This is a genomic window from Pseudoalteromonas sp. KJ63-1 (assembly GCF_055808145.1).
The window spans coordinates 1,985,515-2,007,327 of the sequence record NZ_CM147855.1 but is presented as its reverse complement, the minus strand read 5'-3'; the positions used below and the strand labels follow the sequence as shown (position 1 = coordinate 2,007,327).

The window sequence follows — 21,813 nt, the reverse complement described above, 5'->3', positions numbered from 1 at the left end:
TATTTACCCGTTCAGAAATTACCGATTTGCCCGATTCAGGCATACGAGCGCTTACTCCTACATCCGATGGCGGCTTACTTATAGCTGGCTCACGCGGTGGTATAAGTTTATATCAGCACCGACAGTGGGACACTCAACCCAGTGCCCAAGCAATGGTTAATCACGTATTTAAAAGTAAAAATGAGGATTTGTGGTTAGCACTTGAAAATGATGGCGTGTTTTATCGCTCCGCTAATAGCAATCAGGATATCCCCATAATACAAAACGTTAGTGCTTACAGAATAATTGAAGATAAGCAGGGGGTTATATGGGCGGCAACCAGTGATGGCTTGTATAAAATAGTTAATTACACACCTATATTAATGACCCCACATCATGGTTTACCAGATGCACCGGTATATACTCTATTGATTACTCGTGAAGGTCGTCTTGTTATTGGCAGTGAAAGAGGTGCGCGAGTATTAAATGGCAATGTGTTTGAGTCACTCCATCCACAGCTTAATGCTGAGTCTATTTCTAGTTTATTAGAAGATAACCATGGTGATTTATGGTTTGGCACTATTAATAAAGGGGTATTTAGACTTAGTGTTGATGGCATAGAACAATTAGATGCTAAAAATGGCTTACCTGCAAACCGCATATTGTCGTTATTGCAAGACAGAGAAAACAGCATTTGGGTAGGCACCAACGCGGGTGTATTTAGGTTAAGAGAAGCCCCGTTTTCATCGTGGGGAAAAAAGCGAGGCTTATCTAGCGATTATGTACGCACGGTACTGTCACATTCTGATGGCAGTTTATGGATAGGTGGGAGTACAGGCTTAGATCGGCTGCAAAACAATAAAATTACCCATCTTAAAGGCACTAAGCAAGGCTCTCCTTATTCAGTATTGAGCTTACTTGAACAAAGCCAAGGTGATGTTTGGGTCGGTACATACACTTCAGGTGTGTTGAAGGTGGTTAATAACGAGCTTGTACCTTACTTAAATCGTGATAATGGCCTTGGTAGTAATGAAGTACGCTCGTTACTTTTTGACTCAAAAAATCGTTTATGGATAGGCTCAGCAATGGGGTTAACGCGGGTTAATACCGACGGCAGCTTAGACCAATTTACTAATGAAAAAGAGTTGCCGAGTGGTTTTATTCTAGCTTTGAGTGAGGATAAGAATGCTAATGTTTGGATAGGAACTGGCAATGGCGTAGTGGTTTACAATACCCAAAGGGATAAATTTCAACCAATCCAGTTCCCTAAAGCGTTTTCGGCTAAGTATGCGTTTGGCTTTTATATTGACGATAAATATACTTGGATGGCGACCGATAGAGGTTTATTACGTTATCAACATTCAAATGGCCACATGGCTATTTTAGGGCGGGAGTTAGGATTACCGGTCGATAAGCTTTTCCAAATTGTGCCGTTTAAAGATTCACTTTGGCTATCAAGTAACCGTGGTATTATTGAAGTTAATTATAAACAGGTTAATCAGCTACTAGATACACCTACAAGCAATAGCCAGTCGCTAGCCTTTCAATTATATGATGAGGGCGATGGCATGCTCAGTTCGCAAGCCAATGGGGGGTCAACGCCTTCGGCTACAGCGCATTCAGATGGTACTATTTGGTTTGCCACTGCAAAAGGGGTGAGTACGGTTAAACCCGCACGGTTAAAAGAAGCCACTGAAATACAGTTACCGACTATTGTTGAGAGTTTTTCTGTGGATGGTAAACCCATGTTATTGCCTGTTGATGGTGAAACGCTTATTTTGCCGCCAGGGGTTTCACGGCTGTCGTTCCATTACGCGGGCTTGAGTTTTATTATGCCGCAACGATTAAACTTCCAAACAAAAATGAAAGGCTTTAACGATGAATGGGTTGATCGTTTGCATATTTCGACAGCCGAATATACTAATTTACCCGCGGGGAAATATTCATTTGCAGTGCGTTCTGCCTATCCTAATACCGATTGGCAGCAAAATGACAAAGTGATTCATTTTGAAATTCAATCGCATTTTTGGCAAAAAACTAGCTTTAAGCTAATCATGTTTTTTATTTTTATTGTTGTTATATACAGCGCATATCGTTATCGCTTATATCGCTATAAGCAAGTAGAAAAAGAGTTAACCAGCCGAGTGGTGAAGCAAACCCAAGCATTGCAAGAACAAGCAAGTGCCTTTGCCTATCAAGCTACCCATGATCAGCTCACCGACTTACCTAACCGACGGGCATTTGATGGTTGGCTGGCCGACAACTTTACTGATTATAAAGCGCGTAATACCCCGCTTGCGATTGCTATTATGGATATTGACCACTTTAAACGAATTAATGATAGTTGGTCTCATTTGATTGGCGATCAGGTTATATGCGAAGTCGCCAATATTCTTAAAGCGCATTGTGAAGGCGAGCAAGAAGTAGCTCGTTGGGGCGGTGAAGAATTTACATTTGTATTTCCTGGCATGAATACTGTGCAAGCACAGCAATTATGTGAACAATTACGCAAAGAAATCGAAAATAAAGATTTTTCGTCTATTGCCCAAGGGCTTAGCGTAACCGTGAGCTTTGGTGTTTCTGACTCAGATAACGTCGATGATTACGATCGGTTATTATCTCGTGCTGATCAAGCTTTGTATAAAGCTAAAAACAACGGCCGAAATAGGGTTGAGTGCATATCTTCTATGAAGTCTAGCTGTAGCAAGCTTTAAATCCAAAACGAGTGGCTTTTAATGTGTTAAATCATTTTTTCCGACAGCTTTTATCATCACATATTAAAAAGTATGTCATAAAGATCATTTCAACTTCTTTATTATTTGTATAGGTTAAGTGAATTCATTAAGTAATTATATGTAAGCATAAGTAATATAAATTAACTTTATATTATCTTGGGTGCTATACCTTATGTACCCGGTAAGGGTTTTTTTGCTTTTTACTTAAGGAATATAAGATGAAAAACAAGATAATTAATATTACATTCGCAAGTCTTCTCGGAGCCTCAACCGTGGTATTAGCAGAAGGCGATAAGCACGATGACTTTTTGTTTACTAAACAGTCTTTAGCATCACTAAAGCTTAACTCTTTGCTGACTATTGATGATACGCAATTTGTGTTCAATGACTCATTATTAAACGAAGATTGGGATAACTTTTTTCTTTACATGCGTCAGCAGTTAAAGATAAAAAAGAGCTCATTTTACACTGGGCAGGTTATACCAGTATTAATCCAAAAGTAATTTTAGCGCTGATAGAGCAACAAAGTGGCTTACTTTCAAACCCAAATGCTGATATTAAGAATCCTTTAGCTGGTATAACAGACAAGCGTGGTTTTGATGCGCAAGTAAAAGACGTAGTGATGAAATTAAGCCAACGCTTTTATGCTTATAAGCAGTGGCAAGAGACACAAGATAAGTTAAAAAAACGAAATCAGGGAATCCAAACTACGAGTAGTACAGCTGCAACTGCGGCTCTAGTAAGTCTGTTTGCAGATAGTAATAAACTGGCATCAAACTCTAAAAATAATCGACAGACTTTGACTGAGTTTTTAGCTACGTTTGACCGTGTATTTCCTAGTCACACTAGTCAATTGCAACGTTCATTGAATAGTGTAGATAAAAATAATGCAAAACAACTTTTAGCGGCTAGTTTTGAAATGAATTTACCATGGCCGTCTGGCTATTGGTACAGTGGTGGTGCTCACTCAAATACGGGCTCTGGCTACCCATACTCATCACTTGATTTTAACAATGGCTCTGGTGGCTGGGGCGCTAATACTCCCTTTGTTCAAGCTGCACATGGCGGAACGGTAACTCGCTTTTCTTCCTGCAATATTCGAGTTACACACACCAGTGGCTATTCAACCAACTACTACCATATGTCAAACCTTCAATATAGCAATGGTGACTATGTTCAACCTGGTGCATGGTTAGGTCGCTATGCCAATAATTATAATCAAGCCTTGTGTGAGGGCGGCCAATCATCAGGTCCTCATGTTCATTTTACTTTATTGTATAATGGGCAACAGGTTTCTCTGCATAATAAATATATAAGTGAACATCGCATAGATGTTGGCTCAAGTAATTATGATACCAACTGTAATCGTTTCTATTTTGAACGATATGGCTATCGTACATGTGCATGGCAGCCTCTGTATCGTTAGAACGATTACAAATAAACAGTCAACTAGCTAAAGTAAAGGCCACGCTCTAACAGATGTGTGGCTTTTTATTTAGTGTTAAATAATTGAATTCTAGTTTTATGGACCAATTAATACTGTATAGATAATTATTGGGCTATTAAATGGTAAACGGATTATTGATTTTCTTACTTTTTGCGTTTGTCGTTATTTTTTGGCGCTGGCCTGATATTCAAAATACTCTGTGGCACCGTAAATACAGTAATTTATCTTTAAGCCCACAACAGCATGCGCTGTTACTGCGGGCTATGCCAATCTATCACAAAATGACTGATGCAGATCGAGCCAAGTTAGCATCTCATATTGTGTGGTTTTTAAATGAAAAGCGCTTTGTTGGCTGTGATGGGTTGCAACTAACTGAAGCAATGAAACTCATTATTGCCGCCGATGCTTGCCTGCTGGTACTAAATAAACCCTGGCCTTTGTATAAAAACGTGAAAGAAATTTTACTCTATCCCAGTGCGTACTACGCGCCTCAAGAAAGTCGCGATAACGCTGGACTTGTTAGTTTTCATAACACCGTAAGGCAAGGTGAGTCGTAGCCTGGAGGCACATTGGTGCTAAGCTGGCATGATGTACTTGAGGGAAACCGCTTACCCAGTGACGGGCACAATTTAGTGTTTCATGAGTTTGCGCATCAACTTGATCAAGAAACCGGTAAAACCACCGGCACGCCACTGCTGTCATCGCAGGCCCAATATCAACAATGGGGCAAGGTATTTAGCCGAGCATTTTCGCAGTTAAAAACGCACGTAGCCTATAGTATGCCACATGTTATTCATAGTTACGGAGCTACAAACGAAGCTGAATTTTTTGCGGTGATCACCGAAACATTTTTAGAGAAACCAGCGGATTTACGCCGTGAAGACCCTGAGATTTACCGTCTGCTGGTGGATTTTTATCAATTTGACCCTATTGTTTGGCATTAATTTTATGCACTTCATCCTATTACGCTGGTAACTTGCTAGCGTTTTTGTTGCAATCATGTAATAGAGCAACACACAGCAACAATAATAAGTGAGATAAGCATGAAAAAAATGCTGCAAACAGCGCTTGCGTTATCGGTTTCATTGGCATTAGGCCAAGTACACGCAGAGCAAACAGATGAAACAAAATGGCAAGTTGATTCACCAAAAGGGCAATTTGTAGATGCTTCTATTAGTGTAGAGCAAGGCACATGGATGAATATAGATATAAGCCCTGATGGAGAAACCTTAGTATTTGACTTACTGGGCGATATTTACACTATGCCAATGAGTGGTGGTAAAGCCACTCAAATCACCTCAGATATCGCATGGCAAATGCAGCCGCGTTTTAGCCCCGATGGCAAGCACATTGCTTTTACCTCAGACCAAGGTGGCGGTGATAATATTTGGGTTATGGACGTTAATGGCGAGAACCAAACCGCAGTAACGGATGAAACGTTTCGTTTACTTAATAGCCCGGCATGGAGCCCTGATGGCGATTATTTAGTTGCGCGTAAGCACTTTACCGCCAGTCGCTCTTTAGGCGCGGGTGAAGTTTGGCTTTATCATAAAGCGGGTGGTAAAGGGGTTCAACTGACTAAACGTGAAAACGATCAAAAAGATTTAGGCGAGCCGATGTTTTCACCTGATGGTCGTTATGTTTATTTTTCTCATGATGCAACCCCAGGTAAAACCTTTCATTATTCAAAAGACTCGGTTGCGGGTATTTATAAAATTAAGCGTTATGATCGCGAAACGGGTGAAATAGAAACGATTATTAGTGGTATGGGTGGGGCAATAAGACCGACACCGTCACCTGATGGTAAAAAACTTGCCTATATAAAGCGCGATGACTTTCAAACTAGCTTGTACTTATACGACTTAACCAGTGGTGAGCATACCAAGCTATATGACAAGCTAGAGCGCGATATGCAAGAAACGTGGGCTATTCATGGGGTATACCCAACAATTGCGTGGACACCTAATAACGAAGAGCTAGTATTTTGGGCTGGTGGCACCATTCATAAACTCAATGTCGATGATAAATCTGTCAGCGATATTGCATTCAAAGTAGATACCACGAAAAAAATTCAAAAAGCAGTGCGTTTTACTCAAAATATCGATACTGAAGAATTTGATGTAAAAATGCTGCGAAATGTACAAATTAGCCCAGATGGTGAAACAGCATTGTTTGAAGCACTGGGTCATATTTATAAACGCGATTTAGACTCAGGAAAAATCAAACGTTTAACTAAGCAAACCGATCATTATGAGTTATTTCCACAGTACTCTCGTGATGGTAAAAAAATTGTCTACACCACGTGGGACGATAATGAACAAGGCACAGTGCGCGTTGTTTCTGCTCGAAGTGGTCGCGGCGATACGATTACCGACGAACCGGGTAAATATGTAGAGCCTACCTTTAGTCCAGATGGCAAAACAGTGGTATATCGTAAAGCCAGCGGCGGCAGCATTTTAAATCCTAAATGGTCACTGCATCCAGGAGTTTATAGTGTCAGTGCTAAAGGCGGTAAGAGTGAACTAATTTCTAAAAGTGGCTACCAACCGCAGTTTGGCAGTGCCAACGATCGTGTTTATATTATGAGCCCATGGCCTAAACCGACGTTGAGTGTGGTTGAGCTTGAAAGTAAAAAAGTGCGCAAACTCTATGAATCAGAGCATGCCACTGAATTTAGGGTCTCACCTGATGGTGGGTACTTAGCATTTGCAGAGCGCTTTAAAGTGTTTGTAACACCGTTTGTTGAGCGTGGTAAAACCATTAATATTGGGCCTAAAGACAGCCAATTTCCAATTGAGCAATTATCTGTTCGTGCCGGTGAAAATATTAGCTGGAGTGCCAACAGCAATAAACTCTATTGGACACTTGGCCCTGAGCTATACCATGCCAGTTTAGAGGGAATGTTTGCTATTAATAAAGCCGATGACCAAGACGTTAAAGTCAAAAGCGGGACTAACATTGGTTTTAGTAAAAAAATGGCTGAACCAGAAGGCATGATTGCCTTAACTGGCGCAAAAATTATTACCATGGACGGCGAAAAGGTCATTGAAAATGGCGTTATTGTTACCGATGGTAAGCATATCAAAGCTATTGGCTCTGCTGCAGATATTAGCATTCCAAAAAATGCTAAGGTTGTTGATGTAACAGGCAAAACAATTATGCCTGGTATGGTTGATGCGCATGCGCATGGCTCACAAGCAAGCGATGAAATTATCCCACAACAAAACTGGAAAAATTTTGCAGGCCTTGCGCTGGGTGTTACCACCATCCACGATCCATCAAACGACACCACTGAAATATTCACTGCCAGTGAAATGCAAAAAGCCGGTATGATTGTCGGCCCGCGTATTTTCTCCACTGGTACTATTTTATATGGCGCGAATATGCCTGGTTATACTTCGCATATTGATTCATTAGATGATGCTAAATTTCATTTAGAGCGCTTGAAAAAAGTAGGGGCGTTTAGTGTTAAGTCTTATAACCAACCTCGCAGAGAGCAGCGTCAGCAGGTGATTGAGGCTGGTCGTGAACTTGAAATGATGGTCGTACCCGAGGGGGGCTCATTATTACAACATAACTTGAGTATGGTGGTTGATGGGCATACAGGGGTTGAGCATTCCATTCCGGTTGAACATATTTATGATGATATTAAGCAGTTGTGGTCACAAAGTGATGTAGGTTATACACCTACTTTGGTGGTTGCCTATGGCGGTATTTGGGGTGAAAACTACTGGTACGATAAAACTGATGTGTGGAATCATCCTCGATTGAGCAAATTTGTGCCTAAAAACCAATTACTACCACGCTCAATGCGTCGTGTTAAAGCGCCCGATCATCACTATAACCACTTTAACAATGCGCGGGTGGCAGCTGAACTACAAGATTTAGGTGTACTGGTTAATTTAGGAGCACATGGTCAGCGTGAAGGTTTAGGCGCGCACTGGGAAATGTGGATGTTTGCCCAAGGTGGTATGACGCCGCTTGAGGCTATTCGAGCATCAACGCTGGATCCTGCTAAATACCTAGGTTTAGATAAAAACGTAGGCTCATTAGAGGTTGGTAAGCTGGCAGATTTAATGGTTATTGATGGCGACCCACTGGAAAACATTCGTGATTCAGACAAAATTGATTACACCATGATCAATGGTCGTTTGTTCGACGCAGCAACGATGAACGAAGTTGGTAAAAAACAACGTGCCCCATTATTTTTTGAATAATATATAGGCTTACTGGTAAAAAAGCGGCTATTTAGCCGCTTTTTTTATATTGTATTTACTTATTTAACCAACTGCTACTATCGCTTTTAAAACATTATCACTAGGTGGAGCTACTGATATATCATGCATCACTTTTGCTCTACTTATAAACCCTTCTTTTAAAATGAGTAAATGGTGTGCGGCTTCAATTGCTTTTTCTCTATTGTGAGCAAATTCAGGGGTTTCTAAAAGAGCTGACAGTATAATCTCAAAGTTCGTTTGCTTATGCTGTTTGCAAAGTTTGGCAATAGGGTCATTCTCTGTAGGGTATTCAGCTGCAGTATTAATAAAAAAACAGCCATTAAAGTTACCTAACTCTGAAACCTCATTATTAATCCACTTTTTCAGTCCGAAAAAAATTGCTTGCGCGACTAATATAGCACTTGGCTGGAGACATATTTTTTTCAGCCAAGCGTTAAAGCGCATGTCACGTGCGACTAGGCATGCACAAATAAGCGCATCTTTGCTTTCAAAGTGCTTGTATAAGGTTTTTTTGCAATGCCGGATACAGCTAAAATTTCATTAATACCAACAGCGTGTATACCCTTTTTATAAAAAAGGCTCAGTGCCGTACTGATTATTTGTTGTTGTTTATCCATGATATTCCAAATTTGAGCAGTAAAAACACAGCTTGACATAGGTAGACCGACTTGTCTATATTGCAGATGTAGACAAGTCTGTCTACTTTTGAGGAGGTAATATGCATAGTGAGCAAATAAAGTCGGCATTAATCGCAGGTGTTTTTTCTACTTTTGTTTTGGGTTTTTTGGCGTGGCTAAATTATATGGGTGATTACGGTATTTGGTTAATGGCGCCATTCGGCGCAACAGCTGTACTTGTTTTTGGCGTACCACAGAGCCCATTAGCTAAGCCAAAAAACGTAATAGGGGGGCATATGCTGACCGCAATGATTGGGATTGTTTTTAGCTATTATAGTGCTGATAGTGCGATTATGATTGGGCTGGCTGTGGGTATTGCTATAACTTTGATGATGATCACTAAAACAATACATCCTGCTGACGGTGCAAACCCTATCTTAATCATAGAGTCTAGCCAAAGTTGGGATTTTTTAATAATGCCAGTACTTGCGGGGACAGTGTTTATTGTGTTGTGTGGTTTAGTTGCGACCTGGTTTTTGCAGCTATTGATAGAAACTAAACATAAAAAAACCGCTTAACGCGGTTTCTTTTAAACTGAGCTCTCAGTAAATTACACTACACCGCGCGGTAGGCGACAGTCGTGATCTTTACGAGCAAGCTCTACTATCCAAAGCTCTTCTGCTGTGTAACCTTCTTCGTTCTCAGTGATCACGGTGAAAGGCGCTTTTTTCTGTGCTTTTACAGGAGCAGCTTTTTTAGTTTTTTTAGCAGGTGCTTTTACTGTAGCTTTTTTTGTAGACTTTCCAGAGCTTAATTCTTTAGTCAGCTCTGCTACATCAGCTAGGCGCATATTCTTGCCGCCATCAACGCTGTACCAGCCAGGTTTAGTTGTTATTTCAGGTTTTTTACCGTTGGCAGCTTCATATGCAGCTTCAAAGGCAGATAACACTTCTGTTTTGTCTAGTTTGCTCATCAGAGACCCTATACGTTGTTTTCACAGATAAAGAAGAGGTATTTATACCTATTTTAGAACTGTTTTTCAATTTTTTGCGATTTTCCTTTCATTTTTAGCGCATAACCGCCAAAATTTGTACAAAATTCAGTGCAAAGTAAGGTAAGTAGTATGCAACGTAGAGAATTTAATCAACTGTTAAACACGTTATTGAAACCAGAAACCATTAACGATTTTTGTCCAAACGGACTTCAGGTAGAAGGTAAAGATGAGATACGCACCATAGTAACCGGTGTTACAGCAAGCCAAGCACTTATTGATGCCGCCATTGAAAAAAATGCCGATGCTATTTTGGTACACCATGGCTACTTTTGGAAAGGTGAGTCGCAACCAATCACTGGCATGAAAAAACGTCGTGTGGCTGCGCTTTTAGCTAACGACATCAATTTATTTGCCTATCATTTACCTTTAGATATTCACCCTGAAATTGGCAACAACGCTCAGCTAGCGAAATTACTTGATATTGAGATCGAAGCAGGCTTAGAGCCAGTCAATAACAGTGTCGCAATGAGAGGGCGGTTAAAAACGCCGATAACGGGGTGCGAATTTGCTAAAAAAATAGGCCAAGTACTCAATCGCGAGCCACTAAAAAGCTTAGTGCGTAATGATAAAATTGAAACCATTGCGCTGTGCACTGGTGGTGGGCAAGGGTATATTGACTTAGCAGCCGAGCAGGGGTTAGATGCTTACTTAACCGGTGAGGCATCAGAGCAAACTATTCACAGTTCACGCGAACAAAATATCGACTTTTTTGCTGCAGGTCACCATGCCACCGAGCGATACGGTATTAAAGCGCTGGGAGAGCTTCTCGCAGAGCAATATAGTTTTGACGTAACATTTATTGATATAGATAACCCAGTGTAAACGCTTGCCGTAAAAGCAATGTCATTAATGTAACCTACTCATCATTTATCCTGAGTAGGTTATTTAAAATCTTCAAAAAAACTAACTACTTTATCAAACCACAGGAAGCTTCTATTACATTGGTACATAACAGATCTTTCGCTGCAATTATCCCGTTTAAATTAAAATGTTATTTTCTCGCCGCCAGGCAATCCAAAATAAAGGTATAAAATGGAAGGCATGTTAGCTTTAATACAGCAATATGGGTTGTTGGTTTATCTGTTACTTTTTGGCTATTGTGCTTTAAAAAGTGGGTGGTTACCCTTATTTGCAGGCTATGCTGCACATACCGGTGCACTTGATGTTGGCTATGTTGCTCTGGTAGCTTTTATGGGCGGATATTTGGGGGATGAATTACGATTTGCTCTCGCAAGAACATATGGCACTACATGGCTTGAAAAGCCAAACCGACTAGGTCGGTTATTTAAAACAGCCTCTGAGCTTGCAAATCGTTATGGCACTGCCTACATTTTTTTATATCGGTATCCAAAAGGGCTTCGTACTATTGGTGCTCTACCGATTGGGCTCACCTCGATTAGTTGGCGCCGTTTTAGCCTATTAAATACATGCTCTGCACTGGCTTGGGTCGTTGTTTTAGTTGGTGGAGGCTTTACTTTTGGCGCTACCTTTGATTCTTTTGGGGTTGAGAACCTAACAGCCCTCAGCTTATTATTTCTTTGTGTATTCTTGCTCACACTGTATCGTCTTTGGAACCAAGCTGCAGAGGTTAAAACCCATCAACAATAACAAATATAGATTTGTTTATAGCTAATAGTGTTTTTTATTTTTTAATACCCCCTGTTAATAAACTAATCACCGCAGTTTTTCAGGGGGTAATATATTTAGCTAAATAAAGATTTAATAAATCAAAGAGCTTCCGGATTTATTGTACGACGTATTTTTATCCATGCATCACCGACAACTTCATGGGCAAATTGAGTTACCACTAATAATGCTTTTACGTTGGGTATGAGTTGCTTGTACCACGGGTAAGCGGCAAAGTTGTGGTAGTCAGTTGCTGCAGGGATCACAGTGATACCTTGTGCATTAAATAAATTTATTGCTCTGGGCATATGGCTTACAGAAGTAACTAAAGCGGTATTATAGTCGACAAGTTTTGAGGCTAAAAATGCGGCTTCTTGCGCTGTGTCCATTGCGTTTGGATTTTGTACAATACGATTTTTATTAATACCCAAGCTAATTGCCGTTTTATACATGAGTGCGCTGTTGGTGATTTTTTCATAACCCCCACCCGATACAATTAGCTGAGCTCGCGGATATATATTTGTGAGCCTAATGCCTTCCACTAAACGTGTTAATGCACAATTTCCTAGCTGACTATTAGCGCTGAGTGCCGGGTTAGGGTTTATATCACAGCCAAGCACCACAATTTTGTCTATTTTGGGGTGCTTAAGGAAATTAAAAGCCAATGAAGTAGGTTGATTATGTTTAATCAATAAGTTGGCAAACCAAGGCGTGCTGGCAAGTAGTAAGGTTGCGAGACTCAAAAAAGATAAGGTAATAACAAGCTTTCGTTGTTTGAGTGCAAAAATAAGTAGTATTAGACTGAGCAAGCCCAGTAATGGTAACGGCATAAGTAAGCCGCCCAGTATTTTTTTAAGTTCAAACATAATGAGTAACACGGTTGAATATATTTACCAATATGTTACTCATAAGCTTAAGATTTATCGACCGTTATTTAATTTACAGGTGTTTAAAAAGTGACGGTAAACAGGGTTGTCTTTCATCTCTTTTTTCATCGCTAAGTACATCGGGCGGGTTAAACCAAGCGCGCCCAATGGAATTGACTTAATTAACCCCTGGCTTTCATAAGGGGTAACTAGCCAGTCGGGTAGGGCCGCTACCCCCATACCTGCACTGACTAATTGAAATATAAGTAAACCTTGATCAACTGTTTTAAGCGTGCCATCAAAACGCGCATTTTGAATAAAATGCTTAAATATATCTTGGCGCTCACGCGGAATAGGGTAAGAAATAATAGTTTCGTTTTTTAAATCAAGCGCAGTTACGTAGGCTTTTTTAGCTAAGTCATGATCCGGCGCCACTATTAGCTTAAGTTTAAAGTCAAATAGGTGGGCGTATTCTAGTTTGTCGGGTTCACGCACATCTGATGTAAGCACTAGGTCTAATTCATCATTTAATAAGTCTGGGATGGCGTCATAGCTAAAACCACGCTCGTAATCAATCTTTATGTCAGGCCAAAAATTATTAAACTCTTTAATAGTAGGCAACAACCAATGAAAACAGGCATGACATTCTACGCTTAGACGCAACTGTGATATTGGCTGATTTAAACTTTCTTTTAATCGGCATTTAGTTGCTTCTAATTTAGGTAATATGTCGTGTGCCAATTCAAGTAACAACATACCTTGAGGTGTAAATCGGACGGGTTGAGTTTTTCGCTCGAACAACTGACAGTCTAATTTATTTTCTAAGTCCTTGATTTGATGTGATAAAGCTGACTGAGTTAAAAATAGCTCGCGGGCTGTATTAACTAACGATCCCGTTTCTTTGAGGGTCGCTATAGTTTTCAGGTGTTTAATGTCAATCATCTTTAATAAATCTCATGGCTATGGTGAGTATTGCTTAGATTAACTACATACTACGCCTATATAAAAATCGTTTCAACGTCTAGATGGCTATAATAATGAGGTTTGGTGTGTTTTTTACTACAAACATTAAATTTATTAACTTTACACAGTCAGATGATCTTTTGTTATTTTTTTGTTGTTGAATTTAGCTCATGTTAAATAAGGTGTTAAATGGGGGCTTGTCGATGATTGTGAAATCAATAGGTCCTAATGTTATCTAAAAATTTGTAATGAATTTTTATATCGGTGAATTACATAAATTAGGTTTAATAGTTAAACAGAAATTAAAAACAGAGTAGGGTGAGTTTGGTTATGGAATAAGTTATGTTTTTAACAATTACTATGTTGTTGTAAAACATGTTGTTAAGGTTAGCATCAAGGCTTAATTGGTATGCTCTTACAAACTGGGTTAAATTATTTAAGAGTATTAAAGCGAGTAAGCACAGCGGTCAGTTTAATCCTGAATACTTGAGGTTGTAAATTCCAGCTGTGCTTAGCTTCTTAAAGAGGGGTGTGTATTAGTGAAATAGCCTCTTTTGCTGTAACCGGTTTTGATTTTAAAAAGCCTTGCCCGTAATCACATTGGGTTTTTTGTAAAATAGTAAGTTGTTCAGCAGTTTCTATTCCCTCGGCTATAACAATAAGATCTAAAGAAATAGCTAAGGTTAAAATAGCATCTATTAACGGGTTGGCAGTAGTTTTTAAATTATCAATAAAGCTTTTATCAATTTTTAGCACATGAATAGGCAGTTGATGCAAGTAACCTAAGGCAGAGTAGCCAGTGCCAAAATCGTCTAGGCAAAGCAACACTTTTAAAGGCGATAATCCTTGTATAATTTGCGTCGCTAATTCTAAATTTTCAATTAACCCCGACTCTGTTATCTCAAGACACAATGAGCCTAATGGTAGTTGGTGTTTTTTATAAATTTCATGGAGCTGCTCTACAAACTCTAAGCTGGCAAAGTGTCGAGACGATACATTAACCGTGACACGTATAAAGCGATGACCTTGTTGTTGCCACAAAGCAATATGTTGCGCTGCGAGGTCGAGTAAATGCAAGTCTAAGTTAATAATTTGCCCGGTCTTTTCTGCAATTGGAATAAAGTCGCTCGGTGATACAAACCCTTTCTTTGGATGATGCCAACGTACGAGAGCTTCAAACCCTATAACTTCACTACTGTTAATAGTAAATATAGGCTGAAAATACAGTTCAAATTCATTATGCTCAATACCGTGCTGTAAGTCGTTTTCAAGATCTGCATGCGTTTTTAGCTTATTACGCATCACATTATTAAAAAATTTAACTTGACCACGTCCTGATGATTTTGCCTCATACATAGCCGCATCGGATTGTTGTAATAATACAAATGCTTCATCATTTACGTTGTCACTAAATGCTACGCCAATGCTGGTGGACGGCTGCAGTAAATGGCCATCAATATTAACGGGTTCAGATAGTGCCGTTTTAATACGAGTCAGGGCAACGTTTACTTGATCACGATGACTAAGATTTTCCATGAAAATAGCAAACTCATCGCCACCTAAGCGAGAGAAAGTATCGGTATTGCGAACGGTTTCAGTAATAAGCTTACATATAGCAATTAAAAAGTGATCGCCTACTTCATGGCCTAATGAATCATTAATACTTTTAAAGCGGTCAAAATCCAGATAGAGCAGGGCATGAAATGTGCCTTTTTTTGCGCGATTTAGGCGTAAAATTGCATGCTTCATCCTTTCTATTAACAGCGAACGGTTTGCAAGCCCAGTTAGCTCATCGTGCAGCGCTTTGTGCTCAAGCTCTTGACGAGCTAAATGCCTATCTATAACCATGCTTATTTGTCGACTTACATAGGTTAGCAACGAGCTATCATGTTCATTGTAATAATGTTGATTGTCATAGCTTTGCACGACAATAACGCCACTCATGCGCTCATTAACTTTAAAAGGCACGCCTAGCCATGAATCCGCTTGTTCACCTACTAGCTTAAAATGACCTTGTGCAATATGTTCAAAGTATTGCTGTTTATTGAGTAACAGTGGGCGTTCATTAATCAGCAAATAGTAAGAGGCTGTTTCTTTTAGTTGCTCTTTTGAAATAACTTTGTGGGTATTTGTTTGTACACCGCCTTCAACAGTATAAACAAAGTCGAGCGCGTCTTCTTTTTTGTCGTACAGCGCAATAAAAAAGTTACTCGCAGTCAATAAGCTGTCAATAATCGCATGCAAAGATTGAAAGAAGGTGTCTAAATTTTGTGCTTTATAAGTTAAATTAGCTATTTGCAATAGGCTGCTTTCTAATTTTTGTGCATTGTTTAGCTGCATAACAGTGTCTTGCAAACTATTAACGGTATTCACTTGATTGATTTTTGCACTTAGTAAGTGAGCTACGGTGGTTAAAATCTCTAAATGTGAACTAGTAAAGTAATTTTTTATTGGGTGCTCACAGTCTATAACCCCTAGGACACGATCTTTGTATATCAAGGGTACGCATATTTCTGATTGAGCCGGGCGCTCATCAGCTATATAACGGTTGTCTTTAGTTACATCGCCAATTATTAAAGCTTGCCCTGTGGATGCTGCATAACCTGTAATGCCTTCGCTAAAGCGAATGATTTTTCGCTCAGATTGATAACTGATATGCCCGTTTTTAATACCCATAGAAGCTACTTGATTTAGCAAAGACTGACTGTCATCTGCTAAGTAGATAACACAATCTACAAACCCAAGTCGATTAACAACTTGTGTGGTGACGTAACTAAAAAGCGTTTCTAACGTATTCAGTTGCAATAAACTTGATGAGAACTGATTAATTATACTCAATTGATCCGTTTTAGTTTCGAGCGCTTTAGTGGTATCGATAGTATTCGACATAGGCAGCTTTGGGAGGCCTTATAATTATTATTAAAGGTACATACGTTAACCTAATATTAACGTTTCTACAAAATAAAACGGTAAATGAGAATCATCAAGTGTAAAGTTAACTTTATATGTAGTATCTGAGGATTATTTCTAATAAGCCCTTTACTCGAAATCACCATATGCCTATGATCAGTTAACTTAAGCATTAGGACTTTACGATGACGAGCAAAATGACAACTTTAACGATTACTAGACCCGATGATTGGCATGTTCATTTACGTGATGGAGATCAGTTAAAAGATACGGTGCGTGATATTAGCCGTTATATGGGCCGCGCGATTATTATGCCAAATTTAGTTCCGCCAGCAACGTGTACAGAAACCGCATTATCGTATCGAGAGCGAATTATGGCTGCAAAACCTCAAGGGCAGTTTGAACCTTTAATGGTGCTTTACCTTACCGACAAAACGACGCCTGATGAAATAAAAAAAGCAAAAGCGACAGGTAAAATTTTTGCAGCTAAACTCTACCCAGCGGGCGCAACAACTAACTCAGATTCTGGTGTAACATCAGTAAAAAATATTTATCCAGTATTAAAAGCAATGCAAGAAGTTGGCATGCTTTTACTCGTACATGGTGAAGTTACTGACTCTTCTATTGATATATTCGATCGTGAAAAAGTGTTTTTAGATACTATTTTAGGCGACGTTGTCGCAGATTTTCCTGAGCTTAAAATTGTCCTTGAACATATAACAACAAAAGATGCGGTAGAGTTTGTTGAAAATGCTTCGGCTAATGTAGCAGCTACAATTACTGCGCATCATTTGTTATATAACCGCAACCATATGCTAGCAGGGGGTATACGCCCACATTATTATTGCTTACCTATATTAAAGCGTAATATTCATCAACAAGCGCTCATGGCGGCAGCTACAAGTGGTAGTAAAAAATTCTTTTTAGGCACGGATTCAGCCCCGCATTACAAAGACAAAAAAGAGGCAGCATGTGGCTGTGCGGGTGCTTATACTGCGCACGCAGCTATTGAACTTTATGCTGAAGCTTTTGAAGAGGCTGGGGCGCTTGATAAGTTAGAGGGCTTTGCAAGTCACTTCGGCCCAGATTTTTATGGTCTAGCGCGTAATAAAGACACTATTACCTTAGAGAAAGCACCTTGGACAGTGCCAGCAAGTTATTCGCTAGGGGACTCAGAAGTTGTACCAATCAAAGCAGATAGTGTTATTGACTGGCAAGTTAAATAATTAGAATTTAAAACCACCTAAAACTAAGGTGGTTTTTTTATTTTAAGTTAGCAAAAAGCTGTGCAGATCGGCCATATTTTAAAAAAATACACTCTGTTTATAAAAAACACAAATTATGAACTGTTTATCCCGTTAAAAATTAGAAACTTACAAAGAAAGTAATAAATCGATGAATCTTCAAAAATAAATCCCAATTAATAGAGCTAAAAAAATATTAATGTGTTAACCTTAATTGGCTTTGAGTTTTTGCGTATTGAATTACGGTATTGTGCTGCGTTTAAGGTTACCGGTTTGGTTATTACTTCTTCCTGTACTATCACCTCCAGTTTTTTGGGCATTGACTCAGGGAGGATATTGCCATAATAATATGGCTGAATTTTAATTATTGACTTACAGGAAAATTTAGTATGTCGGTTACTGGTAAAGTAAAATTTTTCAACGAAGCTAAAGGCTTTGGTTTCATTGAACAAGAAAATGGTCCTGACGTGTTTGTACATTTCAGCGCAATCACTGGTTCTGGTTTTCGCACTCTTAGCGAAGGTCAAGCAGTGACTTTCAGCATCAAGCAAGGTCAAAAAGGCCCAGAAGCTGAGAACGTAGAAGTAGCATAATTTATTATGTGAACCTAAGTTCATCGTGGTGAAGCACTAACCTGTTTCACCATAATTTATTAAAATCTGCACAACTTATTGAACTTTCTAAACCATTCCTTTTTTATACCTTTCTTCAGTTAAACTTCTATCTATCTATCTATCTATCTATCTATCTATCTATCTATCTATTTAATTTAAACCTTGATGATTTAAATATTCTATCGGGCATTAAAGATTCTTTATTTAACCTTACGATTAGTCTATCTGACTCTAATCCTTCAGGGATGATACAACTGCTTAAGGTTGAGATTGGGGCTTGGAAAAATATTAAAAATAGATAAGACCTTTAGGCCAATAAAGATAAAAAACACAGGTGTTAATAAAAATGATTTTTTGTAATCATCTTCCCCTCCTTTGTATTGCTTTTTATTAAATCTGCACGTCATTATTATTATGCGATGAATAACCTAATAATAACGATTAGCTGTATTTTTTGTGTAAAAAGCGTTAAAAAACCTTCGAAATGAATATTCGGGACAGAAAATTAGCTTATTTTTAATTTTTTTCAGCAACGATTAAGTTAATTTTAAATGTTATATTTTTGTTTACATTAACAGTGGTGGTTATCGTTATTCTTACTATATCAGGGCTTACAGAAATTGTGTTTATCACGTTAGTTATAATAATGTTAATTTTTTTGTTCAAGCCCAGTAAATATCTTACAAACAAGCTGATTTATTTATAGGTTATGCTAAACATGAAGTTGACATGACATGATGCATTTAGCATTATTGGTAAGTTGATATCTATTAAAAGATATCAGGGTTGTCTTCCCCATAGCGGGTTGATAATTAAATTATAAAAGTAACATTACTTAATTGGTTGGGAACTATGTCTGTTAAAATCAGAAAGAGTCTTGTAGCAACTGCGTTGGTTGGCGCTTTTGCATTTGCAAGCAGCAATGTGATTGCAGATCCTTTGAATGACGTGCAAAAAGCAGGTCAAACAATTCAAAAGGCTGCGGTTAAGTCTCAAACTAAAATTGACAATGTATATGGTCAAACTCAGGAGCTAATCGCTGAGTACCGTAGCATCGTTGATGAGACTGAACTTATGAAAGTGTACAACGATCACGTAGCACGTTTGGTCGCAGACCAAAACGCGTCTATCGCATCGTTCGATCGTCAAATCGCGACTATCGATAACACTAAACAAAACGTTGTGCCTTTGATGTATCGCATGATCGATACGCTTGAGCAATTCATCAAAGCGGACGTTCCATTTAACCTTGAAACTCGTCTTGGACGCGTTGAAAGATTACGTGAGATCATGGCATCTGCATCTGTAACAACGTCTGAAAAGTTCCGTCAGGTTCTTGAAGCATACACTGTTGAAACAGCATACAGCTCAGCTGTAACTGCTTCTCAAGGTACTTTAGATGTTGATGGTCGTAGCATTAACGTTGATATCGGTCGTTTAGGTCGTATTACTTACGTAGCGCAATCATTCGATCTAAAACACGCTTGGGTGTGGGATAACAACACTAAACAGTGGAAAGAATTAGGTGAAGAATACCTAAAACCTGTTAAAGAAGTGATCCGTATGGCACGTAAGCAAGCGACACTAGAACTTGTTAAACTACCAATTTTTGGCGCGGAGTAATCAATAATGAAGAAACTATTTAAAGGTTTTGCTGTTGCAGCAGTACTGTCTGTTTCTGCCGGTACCGCGCTTAATGCACATGCAAATACTGACGCTTTAGATAAAATTCTTGAGCAAGTAAAGCAAGAGCGTATCTCTGAAGGAAAAATCAATAAGCAACGTGAACAAGAGTTCTTGTCAGATCGTGCTGATAAGCAAGCGTTACTTAACAAAGCGAAAAGCCAACTAGCTGCTGAAAAAGCACGTGGTGATCGTCTTAGCAAAGAATATGCACAAAACGAAAATACTTTAGCGGAAAAAGAGCAAGCTCTTCAAAACGCTCAAGGTACGTTAGGTGAAATGTTTGGTGTTGTTCGTCGTGCAGCAGCAGATGCGATTGGTTCAATTGAAGCATCTTTAGTAAGTGCTGAAAAACCAGGTCGTGCTGAAGTACTTCGTTCATTAGCAGCAGCTAAAGAACTTCCAACTGTTCGTGAATTAGAAGAACTTTGGATTTCACTTCAAACAGAAATGACTGAATCAGCAAAAGTTTCAACGTTTGAAACTGAAGTTGCTGGTCTTGACGGTAACCCGTCTATGAAAAAAGTAACACGTATCGGTAACTTCAACTTAGTTACAGACGACGGATACTTAATCTACTCACCAGAGACTAAATCTATTCAGCCTCTAGGTAAGCAACCTGACAGCTATATCCTTAAAGGTATTTCTGATTTAGAAGGTACTTCAGCTGATAACTACGCTGGCGTATACGTGGATCCTACACGTGGTGCAATTTTACGTATTAACACTCAGAAAAAGTCTCTTATGGAGTACTACGAGCAAGGTGCTGAAGTTGGTTACATCATCACAGTATTACTTGTTGTAGGTCTTTTAATCTTCTTAGTACGTTTCGTTGATTTAGCGCTTACTACTTCTAAGATCAAAGGTCAGCTTAAGAACTTGTCTACACCGAATACAAATAACCCACTGGGTCGTATTCTTAAAGTGTACTCTGACAACAAAAACCAAGATGTTGAAAACCTTGAGCTTAAACTCGATGAAGCGATTCTTCGTGAAACGCCACGCATCGAAGCGGGTATTAACATCATCAAGATCCTTGCTGCTATCGCACCATTACTAGGTCTACTAGGTACGGTAATCGGTATGATCCTAACGTTCCAAACAATCACATTGTTCGGTACGGGCGATCCGAAGATCATGGCTGGTAACATCTCTCTAGCACTTGTAACTACAGCGCTAGGTCTAATTGCAGCTCTACCACTTATCCTACTTCACTCTATTGTTGCAGGTCGTAGTAAGTCGGTATTACACATCCTTGATGAGCAAAGCGCGGGTATCATCGCGACTCACGCGGAGAAGGAGAAAGCCTAATGCTAGTCCTGATGGAGATCTGGGAATCTATCAGGGATTTTGTTGGCACAGGCGGCCAGGTTTTATACGTGGTCGCGATAGCACTCTTTCTTATGTGGGTTTTAATGATTGAGCGCTATTGGTTCCTACTTGCTGAATTTCCTCGTTTAACGAAGGATATTGTAGCCAAGTGGGATGCCCGCCAAGACACTACGTCTTGGTACGCACACAGAATCCGTGAAGCATGGATTTCTGAAGCGTCTGAAAAATTAGATCAGCGTATGTTGTTGATTAAAACATTAGTAGCTGTATGTCCTTTAATAGGCTTACTTGGCACTGTTACGGGTATGATCGCGGTTTTTGAAACCATGGCAACCCAAGGTACAGGTAATGCACGTTTAATGGCATCAGGCATATCAATGGCAACAATCCCAACAATGGCTGGAATGGTTGCGGCACTATCTGGGGTATTCTTTAGCTCACGCCTTGAGGCAAGAGCGAGAATGGTGAAAGCCAAACTTGTAGATAGTATGCCTCATCACTAGAG

Annotated in this window: 17 protein-coding genes and 2 pseudogenes; 13 read left to right on the top strand and 6 right to left on the bottom strand. The window is 39.3% G+C overall.

Annotation, left to right across the window (positions count from 1 at the left end; translation table 11 throughout):
* Window positions 1–26 precede the first annotated feature (26 nt).
* The 5 genes and pseudogenes from AC0L7Q_RS09470 to AC0L7Q_RS09450 all read left to right on the top strand — a co-directional run bounded on the left by AC0L7Q_RS09470 (window position 27) and on the right by AC0L7Q_RS09450 (window position 8,378).
* Window positions 27–2,693 (top strand): ligand-binding sensor domain-containing diguanylate cyclase, encoded by a 2,667-nt coding sequence (locus AC0L7Q_RS09470; RefSeq protein WP_409423365.1) that lies wholly within the window; start codon window positions 27–29, stop codon window positions 2,691–2,693.
* A gap of 239 nt (window positions 2,694–2,932) precedes the next feature.
* Window positions 2,933–3,217: a hypothetical protein gene (locus tag AC0L7Q_RS09465; RefSeq protein ID WP_409423364.1), complete on the top strand. Its 285-nt coding sequence runs from the start codon at window positions 2,933–2,935 to the stop codon at window positions 3,215–3,217.
* 398 nt (window positions 3,218–3,615) lie between these two features.
* Window positions 3,616–4,140 (top strand): annotated as a pseudogene (locus AC0L7Q_RS09460) (elastinolytic metalloprotease pseudoalterin); the annotation flags it as partial.
* Window positions 4,141–4,280: 140 nt separating this feature from the next.
* Window positions 4,281–5,105, top strand: a pseudogene (locus tag AC0L7Q_RS09455) (M90 family metallopeptidase).
* Window positions 5,106–5,204: 99 nt separating this feature from the next.
* Entirely contained in the window at window positions 5,205–8,378 is a 3,174-nt protein-coding gene (locus tag AC0L7Q_RS09450) for an amidohydrolase family protein (protein ID WP_413402418.1), read from the top strand.
* Between the two features lie 63 nt (window positions 8,379–8,441).
* Here AC0L7Q_RS09450 and AC0L7Q_RS09445 read toward each other — a convergent pair whose 3' ends face one another.
* On the bottom strand, window positions 8,442–8,843 hold the full coding sequence (locus AC0L7Q_RS09445) for a hypothetical protein (RefSeq protein WP_409423362.1): 402 nt from the start codon (window positions 8,841–8,843) through the stop codon (window positions 8,442–8,444).
* Window positions 8,844–8,854: 11 nt separating this feature from the next.
* Window positions 8,855–9,016 carry a hypothetical protein gene (locus AC0L7Q_RS09440; protein WP_409423361.1) on the bottom strand — a complete coding sequence of 54 codons (162 nt, stop codon included), beginning with the start codon at window positions 9,014–9,016 and terminating at the stop codon, window positions 8,855–8,857.
* 101 nt (window positions 9,017–9,117) lie between these two features.
* Between AC0L7Q_RS09440 and AC0L7Q_RS09435 the strand changes: the two genes are divergently transcribed.
* Window positions 9,118–9,594 carry an HPP family protein gene (locus AC0L7Q_RS09435; RefSeq protein ID WP_409423360.1) on the top strand — a complete coding sequence of 159 codons (477 nt, stop codon included), beginning with the start codon at window positions 9,118–9,120 and terminating at the stop codon, window positions 9,592–9,594.
* A gap of 32 nt (window positions 9,595–9,626) precedes the next feature.
* On the opposite strand, the gene AC0L7Q_RS09430 is transcribed toward AC0L7Q_RS09435, so the two are convergent.
* Window positions 9,627–9,989 (bottom strand): hypothetical protein, encoded by a 363-nt coding sequence (locus tag AC0L7Q_RS09430; protein WP_413402414.1) that lies wholly within the window; start codon window positions 9,987–9,989, stop codon window positions 9,627–9,629.
* Window positions 9,990–10,139: 150 nt separating this feature from the next.
* Here AC0L7Q_RS09430 and AC0L7Q_RS09425 point away from each other — a divergent pair, with 150 nt between their 5' ends.
* Together AC0L7Q_RS09425 and AC0L7Q_RS09420 are read left to right on the top strand one after the other, a co-directional pair.
* Window positions 10,140–10,892, top strand: coding sequence for a Nif3-like dinuclear metal center hexameric protein (locus AC0L7Q_RS09425; RefSeq protein WP_413402412.1), 753 nt, complete (start codon window positions 10,140–10,142; stop codon window positions 10,890–10,892).
* Window positions 10,893–11,111: 219 nt separating this feature from the next.
* Window positions 11,112–11,678, top strand: coding sequence for a DedA family protein (locus AC0L7Q_RS09420; RefSeq protein WP_418157298.1), 567 nt, complete (start codon window positions 11,112–11,114; stop codon window positions 11,676–11,678).
* A 119-nt stretch (window positions 11,679–11,797) separates the two neighbouring features.
* Here the strand turns inward: AC0L7Q_RS09420 and AC0L7Q_RS09415 are convergent, their stop codons facing one another.
* The 3 genes from AC0L7Q_RS09415 to AC0L7Q_RS09405 all read right to left on the bottom strand — a co-directional run bounded on the left by AC0L7Q_RS09415 (window position 11,798) and on the right by AC0L7Q_RS09405 (window position 16,414).
* Window positions 11,798–12,562, bottom strand: a complete 765-nt coding sequence (locus AC0L7Q_RS09415) for a YdcF family protein (RefSeq protein ID WP_409423356.1) — start codon at window positions 12,560–12,562, stop codon at window positions 11,798–11,800.
* A 54-nt stretch (window positions 12,563–12,616) separates the two neighbouring features.
* Window positions 12,617–13,504 (bottom strand): LysR family transcriptional regulator, encoded by an 888-nt coding sequence (locus tag AC0L7Q_RS09410; protein WP_413402409.1) that lies wholly within the window; start codon window positions 13,502–13,504, stop codon window positions 12,617–12,619.
* 540 nt (window positions 13,505–14,044) lie between these two features.
* Entirely contained in the window at window positions 14,045–16,414 is a 2,370-nt protein-coding gene (locus tag AC0L7Q_RS09405) for an EAL domain-containing protein (protein ID WP_409423354.1), read from the bottom strand.
* A gap of 206 nt (window positions 16,415–16,620) precedes the next feature.
* Between AC0L7Q_RS09405 and pyrC the strand changes: the two genes are divergently transcribed.
* The 5 genes from pyrC to AC0L7Q_RS09380 all read left to right on the top strand — a co-directional run bounded on the left by pyrC (window position 16,621) and on the right by AC0L7Q_RS09380 (window position 21,811).
* Complete coding sequence (gene pyrC, locus AC0L7Q_RS09400) at window positions 16,621–17,661, top strand: dihydroorotase (RefSeq protein WP_178956235.1); 1,041 nt, start codon at window positions 16,621–16,623, stop codon at window positions 17,659–17,661.
* Window positions 17,662–18,068: 407 nt separating this feature from the next.
* Window positions 18,069–18,272 (top strand): cold-shock protein, encoded by a 204-nt coding sequence (locus tag AC0L7Q_RS09395; protein ID WP_004588138.1) that lies wholly within the window; start codon window positions 18,069–18,071, stop codon window positions 18,270–18,272.
* Window positions 18,273–19,145: 873 nt separating this feature from the next.
* Entirely contained in the window at window positions 19,146–19,916 is a 771-nt protein-coding gene (locus AC0L7Q_RS09390) for a DUF3450 domain-containing protein (protein ID WP_013465204.1), read from the top strand.
* Window positions 19,917–19,922: 6 nt separating this feature from the next.
* A complete protein-coding gene (locus tag AC0L7Q_RS09385) occupies window positions 19,923–21,287 on the top strand; it encodes a MotA/TolQ/ExbB proton channel family protein (protein WP_010388563.1) in 1,365 nt (454 codons plus the stop codon).
* The gene (locus AC0L7Q_RS09380; RefSeq protein ID WP_004588135.1) at window positions 21,287–21,811 is read left to right on the top strand and encodes a MotA/TolQ/ExbB proton channel family protein; all 525 of its coding nucleotides are present in this window, start codon (window positions 21,287–21,289) and stop codon (window positions 21,809–21,811) included. Before AC0L7Q_RS09385 ends, AC0L7Q_RS09380 begins: the two co-directional genes overlap by 1 nt.
* Window positions 21,812–21,813 lie beyond the last annotated feature (2 nt).